The 15,981-nt window shown below is 57.0% G+C and carries 18 protein-coding genes and 3 pseudogenes; 14 read left to right on the top strand and 7 right to left on the bottom strand.

The window, feature by feature from the left end; all coding sequences use genetic code 11:
* Positions 1 to 501: 501 nt before the first annotated feature.
* Entirely contained in the window at positions 502 to 1,614 is a 1,113-nt protein-coding gene (locus LC062_RS19845; RefSeq protein WP_224912750.1) for a hypothetical protein, read from the bottom strand.
* Positions 1,615 to 1,818: 204 nt separating this feature from the next.
* On the opposite strand from LC062_RS19845, the pseudogene LC062_RS21605 reads away from it, so the two are divergent.
* The 9 genes and pseudogenes from LC062_RS21605 to LC062_RS19800 all read left to right on the top strand — a co-directional run.
* Positions 1,819 to 1,917, top strand: a pseudogene (locus LC062_RS21605) (hypothetical protein); the annotation flags it as partial.
* A gap of 45 nt (positions 1,918 to 1,962) precedes the next feature.
* Positions 1,963 to 2,766, top strand: a complete 804-nt coding sequence (locus LC062_RS19835; protein ID WP_224912765.1) for a thermonuclease family protein — start codon at positions 1,963 to 1,965, stop codon at positions 2,764 to 2,766.
* 116 nt (positions 2,767 to 2,882) lie between these two features.
* Positions 2,883 to 3,197: a hypothetical protein gene (locus LC062_RS19830; RefSeq protein WP_224912748.1), complete on the top strand. Its 315-nt coding sequence runs from the start codon at positions 2,883 to 2,885 to the stop codon at positions 3,195 to 3,197.
* Positions 3,194 to 4,603 carry a His-Xaa-Ser system radical SAM maturase HxsB gene (gene hxsB / locus LC062_RS19825; protein ID WP_224912745.1) on the top strand — a complete coding sequence of 470 codons (1,410 nt, stop codon included), beginning with the start codon at positions 3,194 to 3,196 and terminating at the stop codon, positions 4,601 to 4,603. Before LC062_RS19830 ends, hxsB begins: the two co-directional genes overlap by 4 nt.
* Entirely contained in the window at positions 4,552 to 5,682 is a 1,131-nt protein-coding gene (gene hxsC, locus LC062_RS19820; RefSeq protein ID WP_318246123.1) for a His-Xaa-Ser system radical SAM maturase HxsC, read from the top strand. Before hxsB ends, hxsC begins: the two co-directional genes overlap by 52 nt.
* A complete protein-coding gene (hxsA, locus tag LC062_RS19815; protein ID WP_224912743.1) occupies positions 5,679 to 6,224 on the top strand; it encodes a His-Xaa-Ser repeat protein HxsA in 546 nt (181 codons plus the stop codon). Before hxsC ends, hxsA begins: the two co-directional genes overlap by 4 nt.
* Before the next feature lie 25 nt (positions 6,225 to 6,249).
* Entirely contained in the window at positions 6,250 to 6,588 is a 339-nt protein-coding gene (locus LC062_RS19810; protein WP_224912741.1) for a TIGR03982 family His-Xaa-Ser system protein, read from the top strand.
* A complete protein-coding gene (locus LC062_RS19805; RefSeq protein WP_224912739.1) occupies positions 6,572 to 7,816 on the top strand; it encodes a His-Xaa-Ser system-associated MauG-like protein in 1,245 nt (414 codons plus the stop codon). The genes LC062_RS19810 and LC062_RS19805 overlap by 17 nt, the downstream gene beginning before the upstream one ends.
* A gap of 145 nt (positions 7,817 to 7,961) precedes the next feature.
* Positions 7,962 to 8,078, top strand: a pseudogene (locus LC062_RS19800) (ATP-binding protein); the annotation flags it as partial.
* Between the two features lie 66 nt (positions 8,079 to 8,144).
* Here the strand turns inward: LC062_RS19800 and LC062_RS19795 are convergent.
* The 3 genes and pseudogenes from LC062_RS19795 to LC062_RS19785 form a co-directional block, all read right to left on the bottom strand.
* Positions 8,145 to 8,357 (bottom strand): AAA family ATPase, encoded by a 213-nt coding sequence (locus LC062_RS19795; RefSeq protein ID WP_224912737.1) that lies wholly within the window; start codon positions 8,355 to 8,357, stop codon positions 8,145 to 8,147.
* A 7-nt stretch (positions 8,358 to 8,364) separates the two neighbouring features.
* Entirely contained in the window at positions 8,365 to 9,915 is a 1,551-nt protein-coding gene (locus LC062_RS19790; RefSeq protein ID WP_224912760.1) for a Fic family protein, read from the bottom strand.
* Positions 9,916 to 10,250: 335 nt separating this feature from the next.
* Positions 10,251 to 11,060 (bottom strand): annotated as a pseudogene (locus tag LC062_RS19785) (IS3 family transposase); the annotation flags it as partial.
* An 84-nt stretch (positions 11,061 to 11,144) separates the two neighbouring features.
* On the opposite strand from LC062_RS19785, the gene tnpA reads away from it, so the two are divergent.
* Genes tnpA through LC062_RS21510 form a run of 4 tightly spaced genes read left to right on the top strand, consistent with a single transcriptional unit; the run spans position 11,145 to position 13,440 of the window.
* Entirely contained in the window at positions 11,145 to 11,558 is a 414-nt protein-coding gene (gene tnpA / locus LC062_RS19780; protein WP_224912736.1) for an IS66-like element accessory protein TnpA, read from the top strand.
* Positions 11,558 to 11,908: an IS66 family insertion sequence element accessory protein TnpB gene (tnpB, locus tag LC062_RS19775; RefSeq protein WP_263625826.1), complete on the top strand. Its 351-nt coding sequence runs from the start codon at positions 11,558 to 11,560 to the stop codon at positions 11,906 to 11,908. Before tnpA ends, tnpB begins: the two co-directional genes overlap by 1 nt.
* A gap of 54 nt (positions 11,909 to 11,962) precedes the next feature.
* Entirely contained in the window at positions 11,963 to 12,442 is a 480-nt protein-coding gene (locus tag LC062_RS19770) for a transposase (protein WP_224912734.1), read from the top strand.
* Positions 12,361 to 13,440 (top strand): tyrosine-type recombinase/integrase, encoded by a 1,080-nt coding sequence (locus LC062_RS21510; protein ID WP_224912732.1) that lies wholly within the window; start codon positions 12,361 to 12,363, stop codon positions 13,438 to 13,440. The genes LC062_RS19770 and LC062_RS21510 overlap by 82 nt, the downstream gene beginning before the upstream one ends.
* 25 nt (positions 13,441 to 13,465) lie before the next feature.
* Here LC062_RS21510 and LC062_RS19760 read toward each other — a convergent pair whose 3' ends face one another.
* The 3 genes from LC062_RS19760 to LC062_RS19750 are packed head-to-tail and all read right to left on the bottom strand — an operon-like array spanning position 13,466 to position 15,303.
* On the bottom strand, positions 13,466 to 13,858 hold the full coding sequence (locus LC062_RS19760; protein WP_224912730.1) for a helix-turn-helix transcriptional regulator: 393 nt from the start codon (positions 13,856 to 13,858) through the stop codon (positions 13,466 to 13,468).
* The gene (locus tag LC062_RS19755; protein WP_224912728.1) at positions 13,855 to 14,823 is read right to left on the bottom strand and encodes a DNA-primase RepB domain-containing protein; all 969 of its coding nucleotides are present in this window, start codon (positions 14,821 to 14,823) and stop codon (positions 13,855 to 13,857) included. Before LC062_RS19755 ends, LC062_RS19760 begins: the two co-directional genes overlap by 4 nt.
* A gap of 3 nt (positions 14,824 to 14,826) precedes the next feature.
* Positions 14,827 to 15,303 carry a hypothetical protein gene (locus LC062_RS19750; RefSeq protein ID WP_224912726.1) on the bottom strand — a complete coding sequence of 159 codons (477 nt, stop codon included), beginning with the start codon at positions 15,301 to 15,303 and terminating at the stop codon, positions 14,827 to 14,829.
* A gap of 291 nt (positions 15,304 to 15,594) precedes the next feature.
* Here LC062_RS19750 and LC062_RS19745 point away from each other — a divergent pair, with 291 nt between their 5' ends.
* A complete protein-coding gene (locus LC062_RS19745) occupies positions 15,595 to 15,927 on the top strand; it encodes a hypothetical protein (RefSeq protein ID WP_224912725.1) in 333 nt (110 codons plus the stop codon).
* Positions 15,928 to 15,981: the final 54 nt, after the last annotated feature.

Genomic DNA, 15,981 nt, shown 5'->3' with positions numbered 1-15,981 from the left:
GCGGCAAGCCTCCGGTGCTGGCCTATTGGCAGAGAAATGATATCAACCAACCCGATCAGCAGGTGCAACGAGTAGCTTAAATTACGCCAGATCCTGTCCAGCCGATGGGGAGTAGCTCAGAGTTCGAACGGCAGCAGGAAATGTAACCCGAGGGCGCCCACGAAACTCGGGGCTATTCAATTGCACTTCTCAAGTCAGCCTACAAGTTGGCCGATGCATGAGCCGAACTTTCATCTACAGCTGTACACCGCCGTAACTGGCCCTTGCCCCCGGTGCGACCATCGCGTTGGGGTCTCCGAGATCGAGGACGCCGACATTCGCGAGGTGCTTCAAACGCCGGGCGTCGTCTACGGCGCATGGTCGATCATCGATGCGCTGTTGGCGCGGACCTTGAGCATCGATATCTCAGCGACACGAAGGCCTCCGCCATATCGAAACATGGGACGACGGCCCATCGAAACCGTCATGTCATTCGTAAGCCAATAAGGTTAAGTCGACAGCTCACTCGATGGGCTGACCATCCAATCCGTAGGCTTCGGTCCCGCAGTGGTTCGCCGCGAAAATCAGGTTCTTTCGACTGCCTGCGAGCTGCGTCGTTGCTCTCATTGCCGTGAAGGGCTTCTTGAAATCGACGTGAAAGACGAACTCTCGCGTCTTCTTCAGAAAATGGATCAGGGCCTCTGGGGGAATGTAGAGGAACACTCGCGTGACCACCGGATCCGCAGGTATGATCAAAGGCATCGCCTCAATGAATTTGACGCCATCGGCACCGAGCCAGGCGCCCGTTACGTTCTTCTTGACCACCTCGACTGGACCGGTGATGTCCATGGTCGCGATGAACACTCCTGGAATGGCCTCGTTGCAGAACAAGCCGACTTCCATTTCCCGTTCGTCGTCGGCTGAAGGGCGACTGAAGGCCTTGTAGCCGTCGTTATGAAAATCGAGCCGCCACGCGGTCTGCGGATCCGGCTTCACTCCCGTCAGCATGTTGATGACACGGGGTTCGCTCTTCTCGAAGCCGCTTTCCTTTTCTCCTGGATAACGCGTGAGACCCCAGCCGTCCGCATCCTCGCGGGAGAACCAGATCATCTCCTCAGGGTTTGCGTAACGAGCGAAAGCTTTGATTGAGCCATAGGAAACCCCGTGCGCCCGGGCGTTCTCTGACATCAGATCGTTGCATTTATCGTCCGGCAAGCCACCTTTGGAGCAGGAATGTTGCCCCAGTTTTCCAAACGGCTCGACCGTTCGATAGGCTCCGGAAACAAAAAGGATAGAAGCGCAAGCGGAGGCGCATTCGGCTCCGTTCGGAATGACCGTCTGCCAAGTACCCTGGTCCATGAGATTTACGATTGCGAGTGCGGCTAAAACGGCTCCGCCTCCGCTGTCGAGAAGCAGGACTTTTGCACCGTGTGGCCAGACCTCCGCGTGGTCCCGGGCGGACAGGAAATCCGTCACCAGATCATCGTCGATCGAACCCGTCAGCTTCAGGACGTCGTGTCCTCTCCAGCGCACTTTCTCGATGGTCCCCGCATAAGCGGCCCCTCCGAGCAAAGCGACACTGACCGCCATCAGGGACATGAAGACGCCGAGTTGGCGCATCGTGATCGAAGACAACGTGATATCTCCAAACAAATCAAATGTACGCACCGCAGCACATGCCAACCCATATTCCAGATGGTACTGGTTGTATATTACAATGGCCGCGGCCAAATTTTGTCGAGCACGGCTTGAAAGGGCGATTGAGTTGGCGACTGATGCTGCTTATGGGGAGGGCGAAAACGTTCCGGATTAGTCTTGGCGAAAAATCGGGATGCTGTGATGGGAATTCGTTGCCCTAAGTGTGGGGCCGAGATGAGACGAAGGGTTGCGAAACGCGGACGAAATAAGGGACGCGAATTTTGGGGGTGTTCGCGTTACCCGGCATGCAAAGGTATCGTCGGAGGAAATATCGTAAGCCTGAATGTGACGTCGCGCGCGTCCAAGCCGTCGAAAATAAGACTGACCGACATCGCGCTTGGTTTCAGTGTTTTCCTGATCGCCAGTACGGGGCTTTCAGTCTGGTACGAAGGAGTCCCAAAACTCGCCGGATTGTGGAGCCGCGGATCCGAAGGACCCGGAGAAACCATTGTCGGAAGGGCTTCGATAATAGATGGAGACACCATCGAAATTCGCGGTCAGCGAATTCGGTTCAACGGCATCGACGCGCCGGAAACTGATCAGCACTGTTTCCGTGAAGGTGGTGAAAGGTATCGTTGCGGACGTCAGTCGGCGAACTTCCTTGACAGCTACCTCGCGGCATCCAGACCAACAACCTGCAACTTCGTCGAATGGGATCAATACGGTCGCTACGTGGGGGACTGTTATCGCGCAGACGGCGAGAGTGTTGCGGTTGCGCTTGTAATTGCCGGACATGCTTTGGACTGGCCTCGTTACAGCAATGGTGCCTATGCCGAATACCAGGCGAATGCGTCGGCGAAAAAAAGTGGCGTTTGGCAGGGGGCGTTTGAGAAGCCTTGGGAGTACCGCGCCCGGAAGCAATCCGAACAACAGGAGCAGCGCGAGGAGGACCGAACCGTCCGGATAGGGAATGGTGGAGGAAACTGCAACATCAAAGGCAACATAAGCGTTTCGACCGGCGCACGGATCTATCATGTTCCAGGACAGGAATTTTACGAGAAGACTCAGATCAATACGGGTGGGGGTGAACGATGGTTTTGCTCCGAAACGGAGGCTCGAGCAGCGGGCTGGCGTCGGGCGCAACGCTGAGTTCCACAATCCGGGCTGAATTGGCGAGATAACGAAAATTCGGCTGCCCCGGTCTCAACTTCACTTCAATCAAGGGTTTTGGTATCTAGGACTGCATCTGATTCAGAGGTAATTCAGTGCATCCCGATGACAGTCGAAAGCCAATTCAGGTGAATGAGCCGAGTGAAAATCACAATACGCTCTCGAAGTTTCGGCTGGATATCCCAGTCGAGCTGACAGCCTTTCTGAATTCAGCCGTCGCCCGGATCGGGTACCTCTTTCCGACTGCGCGGATCGATGCCCGAGATGGATATCTGGAAATTGGGCTTCCGGAAAACCTCGATTTCGATGATTTCAGGCAGCAGCTTTTTTATTCGATCTATCGCGAGAAGATACGGGAAGAAGGCAAGGACAGCAGACACGCTCTCAATGTCGCGGTTTTCGGACAATGAAGGTCTGGCCACTCAAATTCCGCGAGCATGATCATGGGGAGCTCTTGTTCACGAACGAAGCTGGTGGCTTCTTCAGAAGCGACCAGAGGTTTCTCGAGAGGTACGTCGACGGCATCCTGACGGACGATGACTTCGAGTTTCTGAGGCGTCATGGTCACGCCTACCGTGACACGAGCGACGCCGCCTTCGATGGCTTTTGCGGTCGCTGGGCAAGGCGGATAAATCCAGTTTCGAAACTCAATTACTTCATTCTGATCCCCACGCTGAGATGCAATCTGACCTGCGACTACTGCCAGGTATCTCGCGCGCCGGAGACGGCATCCGGATTCGATTGGAATGACGAGATCCTGCGACAGTTTTTGGGATCCCTTTCAAAGCTGGACACCGAGACCATAAAGATCGAATTCCAAGGAGGAGAGCCCTTGCTCCGCTTGGATATACTGGAAGAGGTCCGGGAGTTTTGCCGCAATAATTTCCGACAAGCCGAGTTCGTCGTGTGCACCAATCTTCAGTCCGTTTCCGAGGAGGCTTGGGAATTTCTAGGCGCAGCAGACACGTTCATCAGCACATCGTTCGATGGTGTGGAGGAGGTTCATCGGTCACAGCGAACGAAGGAATCCGTCGTGCACAGCGAGTTCCGGAGCAATCTCCAGAGGGCGTTTTCCGAATTCGGAACGGCAAAGGTTTCAGCCCTTCCGACGCTCGACGTTCACAATCTGCCGGACCCTGACACCGTAATACGGAGCTTCGTTGAGCTTGGTCTCCGTTCAATTTATCTCCGCCGTGTCAATTACCAGGGATTTGCGCGAAAGCGGTATGACTTCAGGGATACGCAAGAGGCCTGGATGGAATTCTATAGGCGGTTCGTCGACCGATTGGTCGAGCATAATTGGGAAAATGACGATGCGGTCGAAGAGTATTATCTGAGCCATTTGCTCCGGCGGATTTTCAGGACGGGCGTCCAAAATCATGTCGATCTCAGGAACCCAAATTGGCTGGGATATGACTATCTCGTCGTCGACTTCGACGGGCAGTACTATCCCACCGACGAAGCGCGCATGGTCTCACGGATCGGTCGTTTGGATCTCTCCATCGGAGATGTCGACAGCGGGATAGATGCGCGGAAGCGCGACGTTCTCAATTCGGCGGCTTCAAATTTTGAGGATCCGGATTGCATCCACTGCGTCTACCAGGCCTACTGCGGTCCCGACGTCATCGATGACCTTTCAAGATATGGTCGCATCGATATCCCTCGACACGAAACGGCTCACTGCCAACATCACACGGCGCTTTTCGATTTCGCATTCGAGTTGATCTACTCGGAAGACCCCAAAGTGCAACGATCGCTTGGTCATTGGCTCGGGACACCGAAGTATCGGACCGAACTGGCGGCAAGGCTGAAATGATCCCTTTGAGGGTCGCGATCGACCCCTTTCCCATCTCGGTACCGCTTGTGATCCGGCTCCAGAATGACGGCCCTTCCGAGGAGGGAACTGCCGGCGTCATACACCGCGGTCAGGGCTTTGTCGAATACGACGTTTGTGGACTGTCCCTGACGGTTAGAACTCCGGACCCGGACGCCCTGGACGGTGACGTCGTTCTGATATTGCCGGGCCAGAGGTCGCTCCATCGGTTGATCAGGAACGGCTCGCCTCACAATACGTTTCTGGTGACCGAGCAATGCGATCAGAAATGCGTCATGTGCTCCCAGCCTCCCAAGGCGCACCACGTGGATTTGTTTGATCCCTTTTACGAAGCCGCTTTGTTGGGACCATACGGCACGACGATTGGCATCTCCGGCGGCGAACCGATGCTTCACAAAGAGAGGCTATTTGACTTCCTGCTCCGGGTGCAGGAGCGCAGGCCGGATATCGAGTTTCATATCCTCACCAACGGACAGCATTTCGACAAAAACGACGAACCGATCCTCCAGCGCTTGGATCGCGCTCGCATCCTCTGGGGAATTCCTTGTTATTCTGCGTCACCTGAAACGCATGACGACATCGTGGTGAAAGCCGGCGCCTTTGAAACGCTCGAGCGGAACCTTGCACTCCTGGGAAAGAATGGACATCGGATTGAATTGAGGACGGTGATCCTCAACGCCAATGTGAACGGATTGGCAGACCTGTCTTTGTACGTGACGACCCACCATCCTCATATCTCGTTCTGGGCGATCATGCAGTTGGAGCCGATCGGGTACGGCCGACAAAACTGGGGCCGAGAGTTCTTCGACAGTTCCCAAAATTTTGACCCAATCGCGGCCGGAGTGGATATCGCCAACATTCGAGGCCTTGAAACGGTCTTGTACAATTTCCCGCTCTGCACCGTCCCTGAGCCATACCGACGGTTCTGCGCAAATTCTATTTCTGATTGGAAACAGAAGTATTTACCGACTTGCAGTGATTGTTCTGCTATTAATAGGTGTACCGGCTTTTTCGAGTGGTATCCGGAAGAGCGGGGATTTTCGAGTGTGGGGGCACTATGAAAAAGAAGTTCGTGATTCCATCGCTTTTGGCGGCGGGATTTTGGGGAGGCGACACCGCGGCGAATACGCCGTCTGATCCTGTGTCCGATATTGCCAAGAAAAATTCTGTATTCGACAACCTCAAGAGCCAACACACTTATACGCTGGCGGCCCACCGTTCTCACTCAAGCCATAGATCGCATTCAAGTCATCGGTCTTCTTCCGGCGGGGGGTATTCTGCGCCGCGCAGCTCAGGTTCAACAATTTATAATCCGCCGGCTACGAACCGGAACACCACCAGCACGCCGCCAACATCCGTCTTGCCTAGTCCTCCAGCCGCCGCACCTAAAACACTTCCCGGAAATTCGGAGAAATTCAAAGCGATCGCAAGAAGGGTGCAGTCAGGATTGATGGCGTACGGATATTACAATGGCGCGATCGACGGCATCATTGGTTCGGAGTCAAAGGCAGCTCTTTCCAAGTTCCAGAGTGACTACGGATTGCGGGTAACAGGTACGATTACGCTGGAGGTGCTCAATGCGTTTGGTATCGTCGCCGATTAGTTTTCTCGCAGGATGTATCCTAGGGTTGGCTGTTTCGTTCATCGCCCAACCGATCTGGAAGTTGGGCGTCGAGAAAATGAACCAGGCCGAGTTTTCCGAACTTACCTTCAAGTGTGACAATGCCATGCGCAATCATCTGCTGGCCAAACAGCGGCTGGTCATGACGCCCTCCAAGGCCAATGTGATGGACGTGAAGTCCGCCGAGATCGGTCTCATCGACTGCCAGGACTACGACTTGATGCGAAAGTCTCTCATCCGGTGGGGACTGACGGAAAACGAACTGAGTGAAATGGCCCTGGTTGCGATTGAGGAAAAAGGAGCAGATCTAAGAGAGGTCGTTCGCATTCATGAAATCCGCTACTAGAATCCTTCTCGGCCTTTGGTTTTTGGGTGGGGCGATTTGCTCGGCGGAAGCGGACGACCTACGAAGCCGTGTCCTCCGAGAGGCCGCGATCGAAAACGGACTTGTTCCGGCGTCGGAAACGCATGTCGCGTCGCCGGAACCTCTCGTCGAAGTCGGCAAGAAGCTCTTCGAGAGCAGACTCCTTTCGCTGAGCGAGGATACCGCTTGCGCCTCTTGTCACCTCGATAAATTCGGGTCCGCCGACGGTCTTCCTATCGCTATCGGTACCGAGGGGGAGGGGATAGGTGCCGAGCGCGTGTTCAGGGGTGGTGATATCATTCCACGGAATGTCTTGCCCCTGTGGGGCCGCGGAGGCAAAGGGTTTGACGTTCTTTTCTGGGACGGGAAGGTGGAGCGAAACGGGAGCGCCGTTCACAGCCAGTTCGGCGACGAGGCGCCCTCGAATGATCCGCTGATCGTCGCCGCACATTTGCCGCCCGTTGAAATCGGCGAGATGTTGATCGACAACAAGAGTACTCTGGAACTTCAGACGGAAACCGTTGAAACAGCGAATTCAGTCTACGAGACCCTGATCGAGCGCGTCCGTGAGAATCCGGAACTCGGTGATGCATTGGCGAAGGCCCAGAGTGTTTCCTTGGCCGAACTCGAATTTTCAGACGCAGCAGAGGCGATCGCTGCCTTTATCCGAACGAACTTCAGGGTGAAGCCAACGCGGTTCCACGATTTCGTTTTTCGCGGTGCCCCCCTAAGTCCCGAGGAAATCAAGGGTGGTTTGATATTCTATGGCAAGGGCAACTGTGTTGCCTGCCACAACGGGCCGTACTTTTCCGACCTGGGCTTTCACGCCATAGCGAGCCCTCAGGTGGGCTTCGGCAAAAATGGCTTCGGGGTCGATTACGGTCGTTTCAACGTTACCCTCGATGTGAACGACAAATACATGTTCCGGACGCCGCCATTATACAACGTAACGAAAACGGCGCCGTACATGCACTCCGGTTCCGTCGATGCACTTTCGGATGCAATCCGTACCCACTACGATCCGCTAATATTCATCGATCCTAAAGGTATGACAGGCCTGGAGCGCGTCGACTTCTACGATCGTTTGAAGGCTTGGTCGCACGAGCCGATAAGTGGCGTTGTTCTGGATGAAGACGAGGTCGCAGCAGTTGTGATGTTTCTAGCGACTCTGAGCTATGTGAGCGATCAAAAAGTTGAAGTCGTTGACTAGGGCCCAGACCCATAAATGGGATTCCCATGAGCGCCGTTTTGTGATTCACGGTCTCCGAAGGGAGATCATTGATGAATCGGGACTACTTCTGGCTGACGGAAGAGCAGTTCGCACGGATCGCGCCGCATTTGCCGACCGATACGCGGGGTCCGAACGTTTGACCGGCGCTCTACTCGATCGCATCACCCACCACGTCAACATCCTTGAGATGAACGGCGACAGCTATCGTCTCGCCCAAAGCCGCGCCCGAAAGGCTGGCTGAGACCCTTCTCAAAAAAGCGCCGCGCACGCATGAGAACCCCGCTCGGGCTACGCCCTCCCGGGGCTCTCATGCGTGCGCCACAGTGGCCGACTTTTGCTCCGGCGCGTGGCCGGGTTTTGCTCCGCCGTTGACAGTCGGATCGAATATCAGGCGCAGGGCGTAGAGCAGGTTGGTCTTGCCGACCCTATTTTCGCCGCCGACGACGATATTGCCGGCGAGCTCGACATCGAGCAGCTTGAAGTTCCTGAAATTCTCTATCCTGATGCGCGATAAATGCATAACGTCCTCAAATGGTCTCGGTTAAAAAGATATCGCCGTAGATCGCCTCGATCCGCTCTGCTTCTGCAGGCGTCAGGGCGGCGAACTCCTTCTCTTTGGCGCGGTTCGACAGCTTGCCGCCATTTTGGCTGAGAAACCGGAATAGCAGGTCGACGGCGCGCTCAGGCATATCAATCATGTCTTCGATACGGCGGCGGAATTCATCGTAGCGGCGCAGGTACTGCGTCTCGTAGGGCAGATCGTGTTCGATGGTGCGCTTGACGCACTCATAGAGAAATTCGGCGTGCGGGGTGGCATCGAAAAAGCGGTAGAAATCGCCGGTTTCGTTCAGGACGCGGACATTGAATTTCTCGGTTGGCTCCCAGCGGATATGGGGCAGCAGGCGCTGCGAATAGGATTCGAGCGTGGTGCGGTACTGATCGATCTGGTCGAGAATCGCTGCCGAGACCGGGAAGACAACGCCGGGCGGATTGTAGCCGCGATCAGCCAGGACATGATGAATGAGATAGCGGTGCAGACGGCCGTTGCCGTCCTCGAACGGGTGGATATAGACAAAGCCGAAAGCGAGGATCGCGGCGGCGATGACGGCGTCCATGTGCTGCGCGGGACCACGGTCGAAGGCGATCATGCCCGTCAGAAGCGACAGCAGGTCTTCGTGACGTGCACTGATATGGTCCGGCAGCGGCAGGCGGGTATCGCGGTCATGGTCGCCGACAAATCCACCTTCGTCGCGAAAGCCCAGCTTGATGAAGCGGGCGTCGCCAATGACGATGCGTTGCAGGCGCAGCAGCTCGTCCTCATCAAGCGGCTGTTTGCCTGCTTCGCCAATGGCGCGACCCCAGCGCTGGATACGGTCCTGCGGCGGGCTTTCGCCTTCAATCGCATAGCTGGATTTGGAATCCTTGAGCAGCAGGAAGGCGGCGGTACGAGCGAGCACATCGCGCGGGACATCGGCCACGATGTCTCTGGCGCGTTGCGCCAGGCCCTCGGCGATGAAGTCTTCAAGCCGCTTTGTGCGAAAGACCAGCGGACAAAACGCCGGAGTGCCGGGCAGGTTATTCCGTAGCCGATAGCGTGGAACGGTTTCACCTTCGATGCCCCATTGCAGATCGGGATCGAGCACGGGGGCATATTTCCCGGTCCGGGCATCGGGCAGGTCCAGCGCTTCCCCGGTGAGCCATTCATAGAGGAACCAGACGCGCCTTGCGTAAGTGCCGGTCGGTTTGTCGCGCACAATAGCTGTGATCGGGTCAGGGCCAACCTTGAGGAACAGGCACTTGAGAACGGCAAGGTCGAGCCCTTCATACTTGAGGGCGAAGGTCAGGTGGCCTTCGAGGCTGGCCGCTGGCGCATGGCGCGGTGTCATCATCCGCCAGCCATCACGCTCCAGCATGCGGTGATGAGCGCCGATGGCGCAGAGCGTGCGTGGCAGGGGGACTTCGAGCCTATAGGCATCGATCAGCGCGCTGTAGCCGGCAGGCGTCGCGGTTTCAGGAAGGCGTCTTTCCTGAAAAACGGATATTGGGCCTGAAAACTGGTGCTGTGCGGCCGAAGCCATGAAATCCGTGCCTTGCTCGGGGTTGCGTGGTTCCAGAAAGGATTCTTCCTGAAATATGATTCTGCCACATGAATAATGGTTCTCATAGAAAAATATCGTGAAAAACGATATTGCCGCTTTTTGATCCGCTGGGCGCACACCTGGGGACGGGATGTCGTGAACCGAGCCTGTGGTCTCGGCCATTCGGCTTCCATCTCTGACATATAAATTTGAGAGCTGCGTAGCAGCGCATTGCTCATTGATCGGGGAAGCCAAGAGGCTTTGCCTCTTTCTCCCCGCAAGGAAAATAGACACCGACCGTGGCTCGGCATTGCCTGTGACGTTGCCCCCAAGTTTTATCCAGTTTGACGGAGACTCTGGCGGTGGGTTTGGCCGAAATGGCCGGGGTTATTGACGGGGTCTGACGCGGCGCTCGCGAGCGAGCGGAGCGGCAGATCCCGTTTCGGGTTCAAGGTGTCGGCATATTCGGTCGGGGTCAGCCAACCGAGCCGGGAGTGTGGGCGGTTGAGGTTGTAGTCGTTCCTCCAGGCCTGAAGAGTTGCTCGGGCGTGCGAGAGCGACGGGAACAGCGTTTCGTTCAGCAGTTCGTCCCTCAGCCGGCCGTTGAAGCTCTCGATGAAGCCGTTTTGCATGGGCTTTCCCGGCGCAATGTAGTGCCAGTCGATCTGCATTCGATCAGCGAAGCTCAGGATGGCGTTCGAGGTGAACTCGGTCCCGTTATCGCTGACCACCATCTTCGGCTTGCCGCGCCGTGCCAGGAGCGCTTCCAGTTCGCGGGCTACGCGAAGACCCGAGAGCGATGTGTCGGCGACCAAGGCCAGACAGTCGCGGGTGCAGTCATCCACGATTGTCAGGACCCGGAAGCGCCGGCTGTCGGTCAACTGGTCCGAGACGAAGTCGAGTGACCATCTCTCGTTCGGGGCCATGGGGATCAGCATCGGCCGCCTTGTGCCCATTGCCCGTTTCCGGCCACCTCGTCGACGTACCGACAGCTTCTCTTCCCGGTAGATGCGGAACAGGCGCTTGTGATTGACCACATGCCCTTCGCGGCGCAGCAGGACGTGTAGCCGTCGATAGCCGAACCGTCGCCGCTCATGGGCAATCGCCTTCATCCGCTCGCGCAGAACCACGTCGTCGGTTCTCCGTAAGCGACGTCTGGAGCCCACGTTGCTCGTCCTGATGCATGTTGCGACTTGATACGCATCTCACTGTTGGGAGTGCGTTTCGCAATGTGTGCTACAAATTCGTTTCTCAAATCTCTGGGTGTCGAGATCTATGCGTCTGGTCAACGTCGATGGCCGGATGAGGTGAAGGCGCAGGCTGTCGCGGAAACGTTGGCGCCGGGTGCGACGGTCAACGGCGTGGCGGCGTGTTACGGCGTGAAGCCGAACCACCTTTCTGCATGGCGCCGGTTAGCCAAACAAGGCAAGCTGATCCTGCCCGCCGCCGAGACCGCCGAAGAACCGACAGCCTTCGCGCCCCTCGTGCTTTGTGAACCGTCTGCTGCTCGGGCTCAGGAGGCCCCATCGCGATCGGACGACGTGCTCCGCATCGTTTTCGGCGATGTGACGATTGATCTGGCAGCCGACACGCCCGCGGTGCGGGTGGCGGAGATCGTTCACGCACTCGGGACTTCATCTTGATGCTGCCTTCGCACAATGTCCGCATCTTCGTGGCGACGCGGCCGGTCGACTTCAGGAAGGGCCACGATGGGCTTGCCGCGCTGACGCAATCGGTGCTGAAGGAGGATCCGTTCAACGGCGCTGTATTCGTCTTCCGGGCCAAGCGAGCTGACAGACTGAAGATCTTGTTCTGGGATGGGTCCGGGCTGGTGATGGCCTACAAGCGGCTGGAAGAAAACACATTCACCTGGCCGGCCGTTCGGGACGGCGTGATGACGTTGAGCCGGGCGCAGTTCGAGGCCCTGTTCGCCGGTTTGGACTGGCGCAAGGTCAAGGCTCTGGAGATCAGCCGGCCCACTGCGGCAGAATGAATCAGGTGCCGGAAATGGCGGGCATCCGGAGCGGTCCCGGGCTATTCTCGGCCCATGCCCTCCACTGTCGCCATCGATCTTTCCGCGATCCCCGCCGACCAGCGTGATGCTGTCGCCGCGCTCCTGCGCGAAAGGGATACGCTCAAGGAGATCAACAGGCGTCTGGAGCACCTGATCGCGGAGTTGAACCACGCGGTTCACGGCAAAAGGTCGGAGAAGCTCAGCGAAGACGAACGGCAACTGGCCTTCGAAGACCTCGAGACAGCCATCGCCGAGGTTGAAGAAAGCCAGGACACGCAGCTCTCCTCCGAAGGCAGAGGTCAGAGGTTCGAATCCTCTCGGGTGCGCCAATGTTTTCAATGGCTTAGCGAAATTTCTACGGTGAAAATTTGTTCCTTTCATAGGTTTGGGACAAATTTGGGACAAATCCTATTTCAAGGAACCAAAGTCCCGTGCCGACCAAACGTCTCAAGAATCACCGTCACGTCTATGAACGAATTTCCTCTGACGGCCGTCTCACGGGCTATCAGGTGAAAATTCGTCAAAAAGGCTTCCCCGACTACGCGAAAACGTTCGACCGGCTGGCGGATGCCGATGCCGCCGTCGTCCAGGTCCTCAATGACCGCAACCATGGCAGCCGTCGCGACCACCGGGCTCCGGAGCGGATCACCCTCGGTGAAGTGCTGGAGAATGCCATTAGGGAAGTCCAGCAAAGCGACAAAAAGGGCAAAGACGGCGAAGCCGCACGTCTCTCCACTTTCATCAAACGCTATCCCCCATTCTGTCAGATGAGCATGGCGAATATTACCCGCCAAGATTGGGTTGAGTGGAAGGCACTGCGGCTGGAAGAGGTGAAATCCAGCACCGTCCGCCGGGAAATGAATTTGCTGATGCCGGTCATGAGACAGGCAGCGATTGATCTTAAGATGCTTGGCTCTCCGTTGGACCAGGTCAGTCGCCCCCAGGTACGGGACGAGCGCATTATCCGGCTCGAACCGGATGAGGAGGACCGGCTCTTCCACGAGTTCGCCTGTGCACGAAACAAACTTCTTCTACCGGCCGCCCGGTTCGCACTGGAGACCGGGTGCAGGCGGTCCGAACTGCTGCGCCTTCGCTGGAGTGATTACAGCCACAACGGCGGAACGATTTATCTGCACGACGCCAAGAACGGGCGCGGAAGGGATATTCTGCTTACCTACGCCGCGCAGGTCGTCGTCGAAGAGCTTCCCGGCCGCGAGAAAAGGGAAGGACATATCTTCCCGATTTCCGCTGAGGCATTGAAGAACGCGTTCGAGCGGGCACGTCTACGTGCTGGTGTCGCCCATTGGCGTTGGCACGATTTCAGGCATGAGGCGATTTCGCGTTGTTTTGATCATGGCTGGACCGCTGAGCAGGTGATGGACTTTTCCGGCCACGTCGATATCAAGTCGCTGCTGCGCTATCGACACCCGCGGGTGAGCGATGCAGTGGCGCGCCTACGCAAAATGGAGAGCGAGCGTCAAGCAGCCGGTAGCCTGCGCATTGCGGTATGAGCATCCTGGCTCCGGCAGCAACCCCTCATTGATGATCGGGATTGTTTCGGAGCCAGGAATTGGCTGACGGCACCAAGCTCTTGCGCCGCCTCCCGCGCTTCTTGCCTTTTTGCGCCCCCACCTTTTTAGGCTCTTCCTGGATGGGCTCCCGTCGAGTGGTTTCCGCCTTTGGCCCGGGAGCTTGTTGCAGCGTGACAGGTTTCTCCTCGATGAACTTGCGTGATCTCAGCATCGGGCGCGACCGCGCAATGACAGCATGTGCCTCAATCCACTCCTCCACGTCCTCGGCAAGGTAAAGGGCGCGCTTCTGAGGCATGAAATACCGTGGCCCCTCGCGCCTCATCGCGAGTTGCGCAAGGGAGCTTTCCGAGATCGGATAGATTTCCGCGACCTCCCGCCGTGTCAAATATCTCTTCATGGGCGGCCCGACGGTTGCGGCGTGCTGGTTTGGTCCTCCAAGTATCGGTCGGCATTCTGGACCGTGAGGGCCGCATATCCGGCTGCCTTTTCCGGCCGGCGCATCCTGAGCCAGGCCTCCAGCATCGGTCTGGAAACGTCCTCGCCGAGTGCAACCACCACAGCGGCGAAGTCGATTTCCGATGCAGAAAAGGCATCCATTGGCCGACTTCCGCGTCGGGCTTCGGCCCAAATGCGGGCCTCCTGCGCTTGGCGGATCCTGTCGATCGCATCGAAATCCTCCGTGGCAGCAGGACGGCCAGACACCGCCGCCACCGGCGGCGTTTCAGAGGCAGCGCCTTGGGCGCGGCCGCGCTGTGCCGGGAGGTTCGCCTTTATCTCGTCAACCAAGTTTGGTCCGGCGGACGCGATACAGCCACTGGCATCCACCAGACGGACAAACGGGAAATGTCCGTCTGCCTGGCGGTGCTTTGGCTTGCGATTGGTGAAGCCTGGCAATCGGCCCGGTTGCATTGGACTGACGGCTCTAAGGTCAGCGCCAAAAAGTTCCGACAGGTGTTTGACTGCACCACGAACAACTGGGTACAGCAGTTCGCCAGCGGCGATGAGCTTGATCCAAACTTGGAAATTTCCCGGTGACGTCTCCACAGTCAAAGCGGGCTGAAAGCCGTCAAGCGCAATGCGCGTTGCAGCGTCAGCATTCAGATCATCGAGCATAACGATGCCGGGATGCCCGTCCCGGGCCGATGGCCCGAGACGCATAAATATGGCGGCACCTCGGGCATTGGCGGCTGCCGCCCGGGGAAGCAGTTCCGCGACATCTGCGGGCACCAGGTCGCGACCTGTCCAGATGCCTCGTCCCCGATCCTCGGCCTCCCGAGGAGGAAAGACAAAGCCGATGTCGACCGTTGTATCAAGAGCCGATAGCGCTTGCAGGGAGGCGCGGCGTGTTGCTGGATGCACCATCGCTTACCTCACCACAGGGGCTTGAAAGACCAGGTGAGCGTATGAATTGATTGCCCGCGCAAGATGTTGGGCCGGGAGATTCGACCACTGGGGTAGAGGTGGCTTGTCGAACACATCGAGCGTGTGGAGGCTTGTTTTCGCCTTTTCAACGATATCGATGAGGCAAGCGATTTCTTCGACAGCAATTTCACGCCAATCGCCAAGCTTTCCAGCCTTTGCAGCTGCCAAAGCACGCCGATAGGTCATTGACTGCAAGTCCTCGACGGGAAAGGCGACACTTATCGCTGTGGCAGCGAGTAAGGAGGATGCATTGTCGGACAAATCGATTCCAGCTGGCCGTCCTGTCGTTTCGAGTTCTGCCTTTATTTTGCGAAGTGCACGAGCAAATTGCTGTAGACGAAGGCGTAAAATCTGAGTGGTGGGAGCAGCTTCTGTCGTTAGCTCAGTTTTGTAATCGTGATTTTCTGCGTCGCCAGTCATTTCGGACCTCCATCGATACTTGGCAACAACCAATGATTGGAATTCTCATGAAAGAATCAAACCCATAAAAATATTTTTTGACCGTTTGTTCCTTGCATAGGTCGTCCATACAGTGCGCTGGCAGGTTTCACGGTGTGAGCCAGCGGTGCCATGTAAACCGCGCAGCGGTCACATGGCAGTCTGGGCAGGGGGCAAGCCCCCGTGCACCCCCAATTCTAAAAGGCGAGCAAACCGCAAATGACGCGATCTGGTAGTGACAAACGGAAGCTCGAAAGGACCGCCGCGACCCGTTTGAGTGCAGAAGAGTTCCGACGCCTGGATGATCTCGCCAGCGCTTTCGGAAAGACCCGCTCAGACTTTCTCAGGGACGTTCTGGTCGCCCACATGGAAAGCAAGCCAGTCGCCGCCGTCCGGGTCCGCTCCGTTCTTTCCGCAGGGGATAAACAGGCGCTCGCTACCTACAGCCGACATGCAGGTCGTCTTGCTGGAACCTTGATACAAACAGCCAAGGCCGCCCGACTTGGAGGTCTGTCAAAGTATCATGCCGAAGTTGAAAACCTGCTCAAGGAAACGCTCAAACTGAAGAGGCGGATAGACCATATTCCGGAGGCACAGGACCCATGATTTGTGGCTTGGTCACGCACACCGGTTCCGGAGCGCTCGCGACACACCTCCTCT

It is taken from the genome of Stappia indica, from assembly GCF_020177335.1.
Lineage (GTDB): Bacteria > Pseudomonadota > Alphaproteobacteria > Rhizobiales > Stappiaceae > Stappia > Stappia indica_B.
Note: the sequence above shows the minus strand (reverse complement) of the source record. Positions and strands in the feature narration are given on the sequence as shown.

Excerpts from the sequence above, each read along its gene's own strand:
- LC062_RS19755 (WP_224912728.1), bottom strand. The coding sequence starts at position 14,823 with ATGGTGCATCCAGCAACACGCCGCGCCTCCCTGCAAGCGCTATCGGCT.
- LC062_RS19770 (WP_224912734.1), top strand. The coding sequence starts at position 11,963 with ATGCCCTCCACTGTCGCCATCGATCTTTCCGCGATCCCCGCCGACCAG.
- tnpA (WP_224912736.1), top strand. The coding sequence starts at position 11,145 with ATGTGTGCTACAAATTCGTTTCTCAAATCTCTGGGTGTCGAGATCTAT.
- LC062_RS19805 (WP_224912739.1), top strand. The coding sequence starts at position 6,572 with ATGAAATCCGCTACTAGAATCCTTCTCGGCCTTTGGTTTTTGGGTGGG.
- hxsA (WP_224912743.1), top strand. The coding sequence starts at position 5,679 with ATGAAAAAGAAGTTCGTGATTCCATCGCTTTTGGCGGCGGGATTTTGG.
- tnpB (WP_263625826.1), top strand. The coding sequence starts at position 11,558 with ATGCTGCCTTCGCACAATGTCCGCATCTTCGTGGCGACGCGGCCGGTC.
- LC062_RS19760 (WP_224912730.1), bottom strand. The coding sequence starts at position 13,858 with ATGAAGAGATATTTGACACGGCGGGAGGTCGCGGAAATCTATCCGATC.
- hxsB (WP_224912745.1), top strand. The coding sequence starts at position 3,194 with ATGAAGGTCTGGCCACTCAAATTCCGCGAGCATGATCATGGGGAGCTC.
- LC062_RS19795 (WP_224912737.1), bottom strand. The coding sequence starts at position 8,357 with ATGCATTTATCGCGCATCAGGATAGAGAATTTCAGGAACTTCAAGCTG.
- LC062_RS19790 (WP_224912760.1), bottom strand. The coding sequence starts at position 9,915 with ATGGCTTCGGCCGCACAGCACCAGTTTTCAGGCCCAATATCCGTTTTT.
- LC062_RS19750 (WP_224912726.1), bottom strand. The coding sequence starts at position 15,303 with ATGACTGGCGACGCAGAAAATCACGATTACAAAACTGAGCTAACGACA.